At 57.6% G+C, this 14815-nt stretch carries 7 protein-coding genes and 2 pseudogenes; 6 read left to right on the top strand and 3 right to left on the bottom strand.

Annotated elements, in window-relative coordinates; all coding sequences use genetic code 11:
* Positions 1 to 437: 437 nt before the first annotated feature.
* Positions 438 to 642: pseudogene (locus ACSKB8_RS04545) on the top strand (antirestriction protein ArdC); the annotation flags it as partial.
* Between the two features lie 744 nt (positions 643 to 1386).
* Here ACSKB8_RS04545 and ACSKB8_RS04540 read toward each other — a convergent pair.
* Both ACSKB8_RS04540 and ACSKB8_RS04535 read right to left on the bottom strand, forming a co-directional pair.
* A complete protein-coding gene (locus tag ACSKB8_RS04540) occupies positions 1387 to 1593 on the bottom strand; it encodes a cold-shock protein (protein ID WP_438102806.1) in 207 nt (68 codons plus the stop codon).
* A gap of 2060 nt (positions 1594 to 3653) precedes the next feature.
* Positions 3654 to 6309, bottom strand: a pseudogene (locus ACSKB8_RS04535) (PAS domain S-box protein).
* A 640-nt stretch (positions 6310 to 6949) separates the two neighbouring features.
* Between ACSKB8_RS04535 and ACSKB8_RS04530 the strand changes: the two are divergent.
* The 3 genes from ACSKB8_RS04530 (at position 6950) to ACSKB8_RS04520 (ending at position 10459) form a co-directional block, all read left to right on the top strand.
* Positions 6950 to 7804 carry a strawberry notch-like NTP hydrolase domain-containing protein gene (locus ACSKB8_RS04530; protein ID WP_438102804.1) on the top strand — a complete coding sequence of 285 codons (855 nt, stop codon included), beginning with the start codon at positions 6950 to 6952 and terminating at the stop codon, positions 7802 to 7804.
* On the top strand, positions 7804 to 8886 hold the full coding sequence (locus ACSKB8_RS04525) for a DUF7146 domain-containing protein (RefSeq protein WP_438102802.1): 1083 nt from the start codon (positions 7804 to 7806) through the stop codon (positions 8884 to 8886). Before ACSKB8_RS04530 ends, ACSKB8_RS04525 begins: the two co-directional genes overlap by 1 nt.
* A gap of 637 nt (positions 8887 to 9523) precedes the next feature.
* The gene (locus ACSKB8_RS04520) at positions 9524 to 10459 is read left to right on the top strand and encodes a DUF2493 domain-containing protein (protein ID WP_438102800.1); all 936 of its coding nucleotides are present in this window, start codon (positions 9524 to 9526) and stop codon (positions 10457 to 10459) included.
* A 1136-nt stretch (positions 10460 to 11595) separates the two neighbouring features.
* Here the strand turns inward: ACSKB8_RS04520 and ACSKB8_RS04515 are convergent.
* Positions 11596 to 12036 carry a VirK family protein gene (locus ACSKB8_RS04515; RefSeq protein ID WP_438102798.1) on the bottom strand — a complete coding sequence of 147 codons (441 nt, stop codon included), beginning with the start codon at positions 12034 to 12036 and terminating at the stop codon, positions 11596 to 11598.
* A gap of 1845 nt (positions 12037 to 13881) precedes the next feature.
* Between ACSKB8_RS04515 and ACSKB8_RS04510 the strand changes: the two genes are divergently transcribed.
* Both ACSKB8_RS04510 and ACSKB8_RS04505 read left to right on the top strand, forming a co-directional pair.
* Complete coding sequence (locus tag ACSKB8_RS04510) at positions 13882 to 14358, top strand: hypothetical protein (protein WP_438102796.1); 477 nt, start codon at positions 13882 to 13884, stop codon at positions 14356 to 14358.
* A gap of 170 nt (positions 14359 to 14528) precedes the next feature.
* The gene (locus ACSKB8_RS04505; protein WP_438102795.1) at positions 14529 to 14723 is read left to right on the top strand and encodes a hypothetical protein; all 195 of its coding nucleotides are present in this window, start codon (positions 14529 to 14531) and stop codon (positions 14721 to 14723) included.
* Positions 14724 to 14815 lie beyond the last annotated feature (92 nt).

Below are 14815 nucleotides of genomic sequence, written 5' to 3'. Positions count from 1 at the left end.
TGATGACGTCAAGCAATTGCTATTCCCGTCCATCACAGGCAATCGTAAATGGAAGTAGCAACGCTCTCATGCCTTGGTGTGACGCGGCGAAAGAGCATAGCCTCGAGCATCGAGCGTCGCTGCTGATGCGGTGGTTGGGTGCCGCGGCTCGATTGTGCGTTCCGAGGTCTGCGGCTATGGTGTGCCGTCAAGCCGAAGCGGCATCGGAGGTGCTTCAGGTTGGTGGCGGCGGACGAACCGTTGTCGCTCTGTCACTCGTCCGGACCGCAACTGCACTGCACGCGAGAGAATGGATTATGCATTCTAGGCGGCACAACGCTGTTCCAGCTGCTTAAAACGATCGAGCATGTATCGCGCCTTGCCATCTTCAGTGCCAATCAGTGAGAAGCTTAGCTGCGGAAATCGTGGTCACATCTTTCTCGGCCGCAGGGAATGGTCAGCCAGCTGTCGAAGCCCTGATCAACGCGATCGGCATTGGCGGTGATGGTGCTTTCCATGTATCGAAATGTGCAGGTGCCGCCGCCGCAAGCCTACTTCGAGCCGAGCACAGCGCTGCATGAGCTCGGCCATAAAGACGCAGTGGCGGTGCGACCAGGGTATGCCAGCCAAAGTTTGGCTCTGGAGACTGCAGCTAATCGCTAGCGCTTCGCCATCTGACGATGGGTTTGCCGCTCAGGTCTTGCCATCCTCTTGCGCAAACGGAAGCGGAATTGGTCGGGCTGTGGAGCGGGAAGCACGCGAAGGGTTACGCGCTCTGAGTTCATATTGATCGGCAAGCTTCAAGAGACGTTGCTTGGTAAACGGATCAGCCCTTTCTGCAATGTCACGGACTTGCGAAGCCCGAGCTCGATAGAAATCCTCGTCCATGAAACACCAAATCCGTGTTGCCTCTAAATTCTCAAGATATCTCGTCTAATTCGGCAGGCCGTCTCTCTGATGCCCCGCTAGAACCAGTTTTCTAGTCGTTTAGGCCGTGCCCCGCGAAACGATACCCCAGCAATTCATCGGAGTGCATGCCTCTTCCCCTATTCACGTCGAGGGCTGCGAGCCTGAACGTTGTATGTTGATCCCAAATTTCCCGTTTGTCCCCTCGCTCGCCCGCTGCGCTTCTTCATTTGAGGTGACTGCGATGGTCCGAAGGACGCAGGCTTCTGCCAATCTCCTGCACAGGGCTGCCGCGCGGTTTGCGCCTGTTGATGAGCCTGGCCGCTGCCGCAAATCATCGTACAGATCCTCGGCGGCCTTAGCACATCGCAATCGCGTCGGTCGACGAGGAGGCGGCCACAGTGGCACGGCGTGTGCGATGGGGCCAGATTGCTCTTTCTTCTTGATCGAGACCGACCGGGGGACCGATCAGTTCGCCTTTTGCCGTCCCTGCCGACGAGCTCATCCAACTCGGAGGTTTTCGGCAGAAAGCTTCCCGGAACGACCGGCCTTCGGCTCGTAACTAATTCGGGCGCCTTCCGCCAGGCCGGTATGGCCGGCTTTTTCAACGGCACTAACGTGCACGAAGATGTCTGGGCCACCATCGTCTGGTTTGATAAAGCCGTAACCTTTGGTCGCGTTGAACCATTTCACAGTACCCATTGCCACTGCAGTATCTCCAATTGAGGCAACTCAATTTAGCCGAGGCCGGAGGCCGGCATCAAGGGCGACGAAGCAAGAAGGCTGTTCATTCCCATAACAAGCCAATCCACAGTAAGCGCGTGCATGCGGCGCGACCGTTAGATGAATCTCAATGGCCGCCACTTTGTGTCAATCGACCGACGGTCGAGTACGCAAACGAACACGGCGATGTCGTGCTCGTAACACGATCCGTGTGAGCCTTGTCAGCCTCGAGCGCACATTCGCTGGAATTGCAATATTCTTGCCAGAAGCAGCAGGATTAGTGCATGAATACTGGTGGACCGCGAATGCCTTCGAGAATCTTCAGTCCGATTGTGAGCTCCTCCCAGCCAGCTTTCTTGGTGACGACCGCTGTCGGCTATGTGCCGTTGCCTGACGCCGTAGGATCCTCTATCTCAGCAAGGCCCAGCGCCAAGCGAGACACCGCATCTCAGCTCTATATTGTTGCGTTAGCGCCCTCTTTCTTCGTTGGTCTTATCGCGTTTGATCACTGGGACTTCGCGGGGCGGCAGCGGCGCTGATTGGCGCCACAAGCCTGACGTGAGGCGATGTACTTATTATAGGCTCTGCAGAATTACGTTGCGGACTCGCCACGCGGCAACGCTATAGTTTGGCTGCAGTGGCGCCACCTTTGCAGGGATGTTGGGTACAATCATTGAGTAAGATCCTCATCGGACACACAAGATTGCACATGCAAACTGCATTCGGCCTAGCTCAGGAGTGCCCCATGTTCTTGCTCACCACTAACCACAGAGCGCCTCGCTCCAACTCGCTTCTGACCCAGCGATTACAAGCAGCTCAAATCTGAGCGTCAACTCGGGTGAGTTGACGTACAGTAAGGGCAAACAGATTTACGGCGAGAAAGAGCCTTCTGCGTATGATGTATAAGGTTACCAAAGGTGCGGGTTCGCACCTACAAGCTGCTTTCGAGCGGTCGCCGCCAGATTTGTGCGTTTCATCTGGTGCGCGATATTCTCCAGACTTGAGAATGGTCGGAGCCGCGGTTCACAGCAGAGGCAGTCGTCGAGACTACGGTTCGCTTGATCAGGCGCACCAGGACGCGCCCGAGAACGATGCGGTCGTTCTCCACAATTTGCTCAGGATGACCGCTAAAAATCTGCAGCACGCCGAGAAACCATATGCTTGTGCTTGGACGCTGGAGAAGGTGGCGGCGGCCTTTTTGCTTGAAATGACGAGCGATCTGCCGCGTCCGGCCCATTGTCCATGCGCATGTCCCGCCGCGATATCTCCGAGTGCCTTGGCCTGACGCTCGAACTGTTTCGCGCGCCGTGTCCCAGCTGCACAGGCACGGAGTCCTCAATTTCTTCGGAACAAGTCAGCGCGAGATCGTAATCCGCGACCGTCGGCAGCTCGCGAGCGTTGGTTCACAAAGTTAATCGGTCGAGAGCCACTCCTCGTCGCAAAGGCTTCTCACCGCGCTGGCTGGAGAGGCCCGCTGATATGGAGCTGCAAAATAGTGCAGAGCCTCGGAGCGGCTCCTCCGGTGAAACCGGCTGTCGCGCAGCTGCAGAACGTCGCGCCCGGACGAGGTCTTGCGGGTAACCCCCAGAATTGGTTCTGATGCCCAACTCGGCCAGCCCGAGCTCGCAGCTATTTGCTTGTTCATTAGACCGGTCGCGGCCAGTGTCAGCGGTGCTTGCTCGCGAGGCCTTAAAGTCTCATAAGGCTTCGGCTTCGTGATCGTCTGCTCGGCCTCGATGCTATGCGATCCGTTCGAACGTTTCGCATTCCTGGGCCTGAAGCTCATGGGGCGTGAATGTTCAACTCTGGCCAGCTCAGATAGAAGCTCACTCGGTCGTGGCAGTCGGATGTCGAGAATCGATGACTAATAAGATCCGAAAGCCTGTTCTGCAGCATTCCGTGGGTCGATCCGAATGCGGCGATATCCAGACCCACCGAGTAAAAAGCTCGTCGGATCGAGGCATCGAGCCATTTGGCTTTGACAACAAACACGATCGTACTTGTCGGCCGATTGGCCTTCTTTCGCGCGGTTAGTCAAATTCCAATCACGACACGACCGGCAGGGCAAATTGAAAGGTCGCGCCCGGCTCTTGCTTGCGGACGATCGACAGGCGGCCTCCGTGAGCTTCTACGATCGAACGACATATCGACAGACCCATTCCAAGGCCAGTAGATTTGGTGGTGAAGAACGGATCTAAGATGCGGACCCTATCATCCTCAGCGATGCCGACGCCGCTATCAGTCACGGAGAGCTGCACGCGCCCCTTATTGTCTCTGGATGACTGAATCACCAGTTCACGCGTCCGGTCGTCAACTGCCTGCATGGCCTCAATTCCGTTCATCACCAGATTGATGATCACCTGTTGCAGCTGAACCCGGTCACCGAGAATCGTGGGAAGTGTTGGCGCCAGCTCAGTTCGCAAGGTCACTTGATGATTGATCAGCTCACGTGTTACCAGCGCGATAGCTTCGTTCACGACCTCATTAATGTCGAGCGCTACCATCTCGATATCACCTTTCTTCGCAAGTGTGCGGACCCTGCGGATCACCTCGCTCGCCCGCATCGCGTCATCAATGATCCACTCCACCGATCTGCGCGCGGCGGAAATATCGGGAGTTTCGCGACGTATCCAGCCGAGGCACGCATCGGCGTTGCTGATTATGGCTGCGAGCGGCTGGTTCACTTCGTGGGCGATGGAGGCTGTTCAGTTCCCCCAGCGCCGTCACGCGGGTCACATGCGCAAGATCCGCCTGTGCCTTTCGCAGCTCTTGTTCAGCCTGATCGGCGCGAATTTTCGCCGTGATATCGGTGGCGACGCCGCGGTAGCCCAGAAAATTGCCGCCTACATCAAAAAAGGGCTTGCCGCTGGTCTGGAAGTAGACCGGTGACCCGGTCCTGCTTATGGCGCGATAGATCAGATCGCGAAATGGCAGACGAGCATTTAGCGTCGCCTGATGCTGCCGCCACTTCTCGGGTTCTTCCTCAACGTCGCACGCAATCTCCCAGCGAGGCAGGCCGATGACCGCTTTTGCCAAGAGGCCCGTAGGGCCGGTGTGCTCCGACAAGGTGAGCCGGTGGTCTGGCCCGGTCTCCCATAGCCAATCGGAAGCAGTTTCCGCATAGTCGCGAAAGCGCTGCTCGCTCTCGCGTAGCGCAGCAAGGGTGTTTTCCAATCTTTCTCTGGCTGCGTGTTGCTCGGTGACATCCATATGCGTTCCGATGAGTTCGACGGTCGAGCCATCGCTTGCCAACACGGCGTGCGCAACAGCGTGTATGTGCCGTATCGCGCCGTCGGGGAGACAGATACGGAAATCGTATTCGAAGTTTCCTGCTCTTTGTTCAATAGCCTGACGTTGCACTTCCTGCTGCAGCGGCAAGTCGTCTGGATGTATACGCGACCGGATGGCCTCAAGGGTTACCGGCTCTTCCGGATCAAAGCCAAACAAACGACTGACTTCGGCGGAGCGATACGCAAAACAGCGACGGTTGCAGTCCCAGGACCAAGTGCCCGTGCGACTGAGCTGCTGCGCATCGGCCAGATAGGCCTCGCTACGTCGCAGTTGCTGTTCCGTCTGCTTTGCTGCCGTGATGTCCGTTGCCGCCCCGACAAATTCGATATCACCGGACGCGGTTCTCGTGGCACGTGCCAGCGCGTGAACGTGCTTTATTGAGCCGTCGGGCATCAGGAGTCGATATTCGTGCTCGAAATCCTCACCTCGAAGCGCTCGATCCAAAGTGTCTTGGACGGAAGCCTTGTCTTCTGGGTGAGTGCGGTCAAGGACGTGTTGCGGTGTTATTTTTATCTCTGGATCATATTGGAATATCCGAAAGTGTTCCTTGGACCAAAAGGCCTCGCCGGTGGCCACGTTCCACCCGAAGCTGCCAGTGTGGCTCAATTCCTGCGCCTGAGCCAAATGGGCTTCGCTGCGTTGCAGAGCAAGTTCTGTCCGCTTTTGTTCGGTGATATCTTCGCAAGCAATCAGGACGATGGGCTTATCGTCGGCCCACACCATGGCCTTGGCGTTTTCGCGCACCCACAACACCGAGCAGTCCTTCCTGACCTTCTGGATGTCCCACGTTCGCGATTGGCCGATATCTGTAAGACACGCCTCGATGCATTTGCGAACGACCTCACGATCGTCCTTCAGAAAGACTCGCAATATCGATAGGCCGATCAGTTCCGCAGGCGTATAGCCAAGTTGAGTTGCGCCGAAAGTATTGACGTTAAGGACCGTTCCGGCTTCATCGACCATGAAGTACATGGCCGGATTATGCTCAAAGATTGCGCGCCAAAGTTTCTCTCGGTTGCGCAGATCGGCCGCGCTCTCCCTTAGCTTGGCAGCGGCCTCACGCGCAGCTTCCCTTTCGTAGCGGATTTTTCCGATCAAGTGTGTTCCGACAATGGACGCAGTAAGGAAGGCGATAACCACCAAAAGGTCATGGGGGTCGTCGATCTGGAGACTGAACGTGGGCGGCGTGAACACGTAGACTAAAGCGCCGACGGCGACTATGGAAAGCACCAACGATGCGATGAAGCTGCCAATCAGCGAAAACAGCAAGATCACCACCAGATAGACAAACGCTGTGGCTGCGAAAGGGCTGTGAATATACAAGGAAGCTAGCGTCAGCGCCGCGAGCGTAATGCTAGCCAAAATAAACTGCGTCGACGAACGTCCCAACGTCGTGAGCTGGTTAAACATGCTTGTAGCCGTCCGGCCCTTTTGGCGGGAGTGATTAATGATCAGACAAAAATCCAGCAATTTATTCGAGCCGCCGGACAGACGCTCCTGAGCGCTTTCTACGTCGGTCGCCGATATCAGCATAGCCGAAAAAGGCGCATTACAAACCTTCGTATAGTTCTCCTAAACATTAGAAATCGAACGCTCACATAGGAAATTACCTGCGTCTCGTGCTTTTAGCTGTCCTCCTCGTTGGCAGCTGCAGTCCGGATTGGCACGTAAACCGGCAGAGGAGTGGAAACCAATCGCGGTGGCCCCGACGGATGGCGCTTCGCGCGGCATTCCATAGTCTCAGGGATCACGAGAAAGTCTGCTGTGTCGGATCCGGGAGGTGCCAGGCGAGGGCGTTTGAGCGGCTCCTCTGATGGAGAGGAAGAGGGAGGACGGGCTCGTTTGAGCCCGTCGGATCACGAGAGAGCGCCGGCGGCTCGATCCCCACCGCTCTCCCCAGGTGTTTCATATGCTCAAGCCATCCGAGTCTACGGCCGCGGCTGCCCTAACGTTCTCGCCCGCGGCAGCCTCTTCTGTTCGCCGTGTAGCCCGCCTTCTACTTCCAAGCCTTGAGCGCGGCCCATTCCTCGCCTTGATCTTGGGTAGCGCCATGGAGATTGGTTTCGGTCTCATCGCCGCGATCGGCCCAAGGGTTCGGATAACCGCCTATGATGCCTGGGAGGAGGCCGCCATCCTGTCCTTTCGCAAATATGGCTTGCTCATTCGGGCGAAGGCTGAATGGACGATTTCCTTGTCGGCGATGCTTTGGAGCATCCGGGAGCTTCTCGCGACCGACCCCCGCCACCGCGAAGATAATCCCACGCTTGAGCAGTGTTCGACACAGCGCCAGGTCGGCGGCACTTTGATCGACAATTTGGTGTTGGGAAGGCGTCGCGACGTGTGGATTAACAAGCCAGACAATTTGATCGAGAACGCGCAGCGTGAACTCGCCCTGCTGGGCATGGAGCTGCTATTCATCGCGCTTTTCTCGCGGCTCCGCCCGGGCTCGCTGATCCGCCTCGCCAAAGGCGTCCTCTTTATAACCTACGCCACGCCGTGCGCCGATCCACGAGGCGGGAAGATTTCGCGCGTCGGGAAAATTGTGAAATGTTTGGACTTTGACTTGGACGGAGTGATCGTTTTTGACGAGTCCTATGCAATACAGATTGCCTCACCCGATGTACGGTCAATGACGGCAGACGCCGCGTTTACGGTGATTGACCGGCCGAGCGTTCTTGAGTTCGCAGAAGGTCTCCAGCTCCGTCGCGCGGGGGTGATGGATGATGCCAAGCGAATTGAACGTTCCTGGTTCAACGACACGATGCCGGACGACGACCTCTTCCACGAGATCAGCTCCTATAAGCCGCGAATATCAATTGCCGCAAATGCGACCGGAGCTGGGGAGGCCTCTAAGGAGTTTGCGCGCAATCAGCTCGAGTTGGGCGCCGAACGGAAGGCCGAGTGATGGCACGCCAGCCGCTCGATCTGGCACATCATCTCGCGCGCGAAGCCGAGGCCGTGTGCCGCTACTATCTCTCCAACGGCCGGCGCCAAGGCAGCTATTGGATGGTCGGCGATGCTCGCAACACACCAGGGCGTTCCATGTTCGTGCGACTGACTGCCTCGCGCAAGGGGCCGGCCGGAAAATGGACAGACGCCGCAACGAATCGACATGGCGACCTCCTCGACATCATCCGCGAAAGCTGCGGGCTTCTCGATTTCCGCGACGTCGCAGATGAGGCGCGGCGATTTCTCAACTTGCCTCGATCGGATCCTGCCCCATCAGCCAAGGTTGCACACAACAGAGCACTGGCCGGTTCTTCCCATGCGGCGGCGCGCCTCTTCGCCATGTCGCAGCCGATCGCCGGAACTCTCGGCGAAGCCTATTTGCGCAAGCGAGGCATTGCGCCTTTGAGCGACGATGGTGAGCTGCGCTTCCACCCGCGCTGCTACTACCGGTCCGATGCGGGGACGGAGATCTGGCCGGCGTTGATTGCCCGTGTCACGGACCTCAAAGCTCGGATCACTGGCGTGCATCGCACCTGGCTCGATCCTGACGGCTTCGATCGCGTGCGTCTCGGAAAGGCGCCAATCGACACGCCTCGGCGTGCCTTGGGCAACCTTCTCGGCAACGCGGTCCGATTCGGTGCAGCCGATGATGTGCTGGCGGCGGGAGAGGGTATCGAGACGATGCTTTCGCTTCGCTGCGCAGCTCCGGCGATGCCCATGGCTGCGGCGCTTTCCGCAAACCATCTTGCCTCCATGTTGCTTCCGCTGACGCTCCGCCGGCTCTACATTGCACGCGATGCCGATAGGGCCGGCGATCTCGCTGTAGCGGGCCTAACCAAGCGAGCTATGGAGGCTGGCATCGAGGCGATTGCGTTATCACCTCGGCTTTCAGACTTCAACGAAGACCTGCAAACGTTAGGTCTCGGCGAGCTACGCTCAGCCTTGCAGCTCCAGTTTACTCCGCAGGATGTCGCCCGCTTCATGGGCCCGGCTGCAACCCAAGGTCTCCCGACTACGGTCTCTGTGAGGTCGCGCTGATGCCTGTCAGCCCTTAACGGCTGTAACCCTTACACAACAATCTACAATCGGCTCAATCGCTTGGCCAAGCGCGGCCATTGCGAGGCGCTTGATTTTGTCCGTCGACTCCCCGCGAAAGCCTGCTTACGAGAGCGCGATGTTTCATACCGTGATTCCCGAAAGGGGCAACCGCATCTGTCAGGTGCCCGATCCTCAGATGAACATGTCGAAATCTCTTGGCCAGCGTTCTGCTTTGGGCGGAAGATGTGCCAGCATCAATTGGACGAATTCGGTCGCCGCACAGGTCTTTCTGCGCTAGATGCCTCCCAATCGCTTGAGACTGGTTGAATGTAGCTGGGCTGTGATACAGCTGATGATCGGTCCGTTGGTGTCGTTCCCGCGGCTAGGGCTGCTCCCTGGCCTTCTAGAGGCGATCGGACGGCAAGCGACATGGCCCTGCAATGGCAGAAGCCGCGGCTATTTTCCGCCGGCGCGTTCCGCGCCTTTGCATCGCGAAACAAAATAGCCGTGTCTCTGCCATCCTCCGCTCCGCTTCGGCCCGACGCTTCGCTTTGGGTTCTGGTCCGTGCCGCTCGCCGTCAGATGATCGCCGCGAAGGCCGCGATGGTCGCGGCCGATCCGGCGAAGGACCTCAACCATGACGACCGACAACGACGATCCGCAATTCGAGCCCCACGGTTCATCCCCGACCGATCGGGCTTTTGCCGAACTTCAGCTCTTTGGCTTCCGTCCTTTGCACGACGAACCCGATCCACGGCCGCTGCCCGAACGAAATGCGATCACCGGCGCCATCGCCGACATCTTCGATGCGCTTGTCTCGACCTTGAATGACACGCGCCTAGAGCCGGACCTTGAGGATTTGCTTTGGTCGACCGTCAACCTCTTCCATCGTGCGACGGACCGCGTCGAACGTGAGCTCGACGGCAACGAGCAAGCGCAGCAGAGAAGCCAACGCGAGCAGAACGGCTCGGAAGTGCGATCCGTCCAGCTCGAACGGCTCATCGCGGAAGGTATCACCCTCATCGAACGCCGCAACGCCTTAGAGTTCTTTCGTGACCAGGCTGCCGAGAATTTCGAAGTTCATACCGGCTCGCCCTGGCGGGCGCGCTCTGGTTCAGTCGTCAGCCATCGTACCCTCACTGCCGCCATGATCGACAGCCGCGACTTTCTGGCTGCAAAGCGCAGGGCCGAAACCGAGCTAATGCTCCCTCCCGGGCCGAAGATCGCGCTCACCGGAGGACTCGATTTCAACGACATCAAACTCGTCTGGGATGGCCTCGACAAAGTGCATGCAAAACACCCTGATATGGTTCTGCTGCACGGCGGCTCGCCGAAAGGAGCCGAATTGATCGCTGCAAAATGGGCCGGCAATCGCAAGGTTCCACAGATCGCCTTCAGGCCGGACTGGACGAAACATGCGAAGGCTGCACCATTCAAGCGCAACGATGCGATGCTGGAGATCATGCCAATCGGAGTCCTGCACTTCCCAGGCACAGGCATCCAGGACAACCTCGTCGATAAGGCCAAGAAGCTCGGCATCCCGGTCTGGAAGTTTGTCAAAGACGACGCCTGAGCGCCCTCCTACTGACGCTGAAAGCTACGCCGCAGCGCGCGAGCTAGTCGCCTCCATAAACCGGTCGCTGAGGCCGGCTTTCTGTTGTCACGTAGCGCTTATGTCCGGGCCGACTTGGTTGTTCACGAGAGTTGTCGAAACGCATTCAGGTTGCTGGCTATTGGGAAGCTAACCCGCGCGACTTCGCCTTAGCACTTCATGTTAACCTCAGATTAGCCGTCGCAAATAGCTCGCCGTTACGCTGGCCAGAAGGTCCGCGCCCATGAGAGGCGCTGCACCCCTCCGAAGCGGAGGGCTGTGCGCTTTACCTGCGCTCGTGCAGTAATTGCTGCTGCGATCGAATCAGCAAATCACTTCCTGCCATAGCGATGAGTGATTAATCCCATTCCTTCACGACTTGGAGCGGGTGAGGTCGGCTTCGACCAGCAGTGCTCGCAGAGAGAGTTCCCCACCCACGTCGTGAGCCCCGCTAGAATCAGGGAACGTCTTGCATGACACCTTGCGCGATCCAGTAAAGGACGCACTCGCAAGACGGCCCTGCGACGCTCTGGCCACAGCATTTTGCGTAACTGGTGCCTAGCGTCGGCACGCCTCTGGGTAACGGTTGCAAATATACGGACCAACAGGATCCGGAGCAAAATCTACACATCCATACGGGTCACCGCCGCAAGGACTTGATGGTTCGGCTGCGAGCGCTTCGGCATCGCGATGTTGCGCAGCCTGTCTTGCGACGTAGACGAAAAAGGGCACCGCCGCCGCGAGGGCGAGGACGATCGCAGATATAAGCCAAAGTTTTTTCATTCCGACCTTAACTTCCTTAGGTTGAACCCGTCGCGCTCGGCCAAATAGCGACAACGCGAAGTTTAACTCGAGCGCAAATTGAGTTTCGTTTATCAGCTGTTCTCCACAGTGGCCTTCGCGATGGTGAGGCTCTTCGCGTCTCTGCACTGTGACGAGCAGCGGCATTTGACGCCGAACGAGCAAGTCGAGCTGCACGCCACATTCTCATCTGCCGTGGTCAGCTAATCTCTCTGAGATCGTGCCGGTCGCGATCTTTTGCGGCGCTTCTTTGCTGACAGAACCCCGGCGGCCGATACCGAAATGGCAGCTCGGCCGCTCGCAGGCGCTTCTTGCGCTTACCAGACGAACTTCGCGCCCTCTGGCAGCTCGCAGACAAATTCACCCTGGTTCACGGCTTCGGCCGCCCCAACGGCCAGCTTTGAGGCCCTTACCTTGAGCTTGCCTTCGCGGCTGAGACTGTGGCGGATGTATTCGGTAATTGGGTGTCCTGAGCTGTCTAAGGTTTGATGCGCATTGGCGAAGCTGATGCCATTCTGCGCGCTCACCCTGAAGGCGCTGATAATCAGGCCGCCTTGCACGGCCGGTCCGGGCTGGCCGCCATCAACGGTCGTACAGCGATTTAGATCTAGTATGAGCTTGACTTCCTTGCCGGCCTGCAAGGCACTTAGCACCTCCACGTATTTCGCCGAGGGCTCGTCGGCTTTCGCAGTCGTGCTCACGCTTGCAGCCAAAAGCAAGGGCAACAGATTCGTCAGACGTTTGACATTGAACCGCATATGCTCTTCTCCAATACAAGGCTCGCAGACGTAAGCAGTAACCTGCCCGTATCGTGTTCGGAGACACTTTGGCGGATTCCAGACGTCAGGCGAACGTCGCCTTTGCGACAAACAACATGTGCGACAACCGCACGCAAGTGCTTGCGAACGCAAACCTAACGTCACAACCTCGTATGTAAGCTTTACGAGCTGGCATGCGATTTGCGTTATCGTCCGCACGATCTATTCCGGCGAAAGACGAACGGCAGAACGGGCACTAAACGCGACGAAATCGGTGATCCTCTATGTCCACGCAAGCGGCTTATCAGTTTGCACTGAGGAGTAGCCGCTGCATCCCGCGCGCGTCTTTCGACGCGAGAAGCTTTCTGATCCGTAAGCCTACGTAACGATACGGAGGTCGGCCGTCGTACTATCTTGATCTTTGGATTGCATCCTCTTCACATGACGCCATATAGACCAATCTACGATTCACAGCTCTGGCGAGGTCGTGCACAAGCAACGCGGACAAAAGCGGATGCGCTCCCACCTGGCAGACCTAGAGACAGACTCCTGAAGGTGGCCGATGAATACGAGAAGTTGGCCCAACACGCAGAACAGCACCGTGCGCACAGAAACGATCAAGATTCAAATTCGTGTGACGATTTCTGATTGTTCTCCTCCTCTGACCAACTTGAGCAGCCACTGGTCGAAAACAGGGCGGATGATTCGCGCGATCTCGATTTATTCGTCTAGGTGTGGGGCGGCATCTCTGCGGCTCGCGACGCAGTGCATCGCTGCATGATACGCACTTTCAAATCGACAACGTACGCGTCCATTTGGGCAAATTGCTCGGAGTGCACACACTTTTGTCGATAATTCATGTCAGAGGAGAGCTGCTATGAGGAGAGACGACCAGAATTGATCGAAGCCGAAGAAAGTGTAGTCGAGCACGTGCTCGCATCGTTAACAATTAGCGCGCTTCAGAATCGGGCGGCTCCCACCCACGAACAGGTGATGCATCACCTGAACGTTGCGTGTGAACGAGTGGGCCTCACGTGGACGCGCGCATCTACGATCCGGATCTTGGAGCGCATCTCACGTGAGATCAATCAGGCTGAGTTGGTATTGGAGTTCATCGGCCGAGGCGAGGCGCAACCACACTGAGTTCGCAAATGAAGCCTTATGCTTCTAGTAATCAGATCTGAGTGAGGGAGAAATCGGGAAGCTGGCTTGAGTTCGCGGTCTGACAGGCCAAGCTCGCAGCTGATCTCTACCATCCTAAGTCATTGTGGCTTGACCGGTATTCAGGGTGGCTGGCCAAGGGAGTAGTCGCGCGCTTTGCGTTCCTGCCTGCAGGAGCGCCGCACAACGCGAATGCGACTAGATGCTGGCAGAGTTCGGCTCGCAATCATTGCCGGCGAGCAAGTGCCTGGCTATCTCGATCGGTAATTGCATCTTTGGCTCACCATGGTGTGTGAGCTTATTCCTGGATGGCCGGACATCCGTTTGGACTCCACCTCGTTGCCTGCGCTTGACGGAGGCAGACCACCACTTTGCGAGCAGCAGAGCATGGCAAATTTGAAACGAGCGTCCAACTCAGCAAACCTCCGGAAGGCTATTCCGGCCCGGGAGTTCGGCAAAAATTGCTCGCAAGCGTCGTCTTGGCCGAATCCAAATCAAAATCGTTTTGGTGCGGCCAAATCTCTCTCTCTCTCTCTCTCTCTCTCTCTCTCTCTCTCTGCGCCGGAAAATCGGGCCAGGAAGTGTGCATCTCGATTTCATCATCTTTTGGTTCTATACAATAAGTTGCGCTGTGGTGGTGGTGGAAGGCGCAGTTGCGACTCCTTTTAAAGCGGGGCCACCGCCGTGCTTGCCCTTGGACTTGCCCTTAATTTCGTTGGGCTCGGTCTGCTATTCTGGCTGACCGTTGCTCTCGCAGTATACGCCCTCCCATTTTTTGCCGCCATCAATGCCGCTGCAATGGCATTGGCTCGCGGCGGCGGCATTACTGGTGCGCTCACTGCCGCCATCGTCAGTTCCGCCTTGACGCTTGCCATTATTCAATTCGCCCATTCTATGACACGGCTGGTCATGCTGCGCGGCTTGATTGGCGCGGTCTTTGCCATTCCGGCGGGAATGGCTGGTTACCATGTGACTCTCTCGTTGTCAGAGATCAGCGTGTCGTCGCCGTTCTGGCGTGAGGCGTTCGCAAGCGTCGGCGCGATCTGCATCGCCAGCAAAGCTTGGATGCAGATCGCTGTTCTTACCGGGCCGGTTGGCGAGCCAACCAGGACGACCGATTCGGCCTCAATGGCTCTGACGGATGAGGGAGGTGAGGAATAGCCTCTGGCCGCTATGTCTGGGATTACTTCCCTTTCCCTGGTGCCCAGGCTCACATGGCTAATTTGCCGGAATACAGCGGCCTTTGTTGCGCTGGTCTAGTGCTGTGTCGGCCTCATTCGGCCCAGTCGGGGGCAACGGGAAAGGCTCGGTCGGGCTTCTATTCAGCGATAATGTCGCCGTTCCCCGCAGGCGCTTTCTTTCTCTACCTCGAAGCCGATCGCCTTCTTGTTTTGCAGAACGAGCTCTGCCACATCTTCTTCCGCTTAAGTCTGTGTTCAGCGCTCGGACGCACCTCGCCTCGTTGGCTTGATCTGGCCGAAGACCGGCTGCGCCTCGATCGTCTGAGCCGCAACGCCGCCGGTTGAGACTTTCTTCCCCTGGGCTACGCCCATTCCTCGCGAGACAAGAAAGTCTCCCCGCCGGCGTCCTCCGCTTCGCTCCGGCCCGCGAAAGAGCG

This window comes from Bradyrhizobium sp. BR 1432 (assembly GCF_051547705.1).
Lineage (GTDB): Bacteria > Pseudomonadota > Alphaproteobacteria > Rhizobiales > Xanthobacteraceae > Bradyrhizobium > Bradyrhizobium zhanjiangense.
Note: the sequence above shows the minus strand (reverse complement) of the source record. Positions and strands in the feature narration are given on the sequence as shown.

What these genes read in the sequence shown, in the direction of transcription:
- ACSKB8_RS04530 (WP_438102804.1), top strand. Translation starts at nt 6,950, where the DNA reads ATGGAGATTGGTTTCGGTCTCATCGCCGCGATCGGCCCAAGGGTTCGG.
- ACSKB8_RS04515 (WP_438102798.1), bottom strand. Translation starts at nt 12,036, where the DNA reads ATGCGGTTCAATGTCAAACGTCTGACGAATCTGTTGCCCTTGCTTTTG.
- ACSKB8_RS04505 (WP_438102795.1), top strand. Translation starts at nt 14,529, where the DNA reads ATGTCGCCGTTCCCCGCAGGCGCTTTCTTTCTCTACCTCGAAGCCGAT.
- ACSKB8_RS04520 (WP_438102800.1), top strand. Translation starts at nt 9,524, where the DNA reads ATGACGACCGACAACGACGATCCGCAATTCGAGCCCCACGGTTCATCC.
- ACSKB8_RS04525 (WP_438102802.1), top strand. Translation starts at nt 7,804, where the DNA reads ATGGCACGCCAGCCGCTCGATCTGGCACATCATCTCGCGCGCGAAGCC.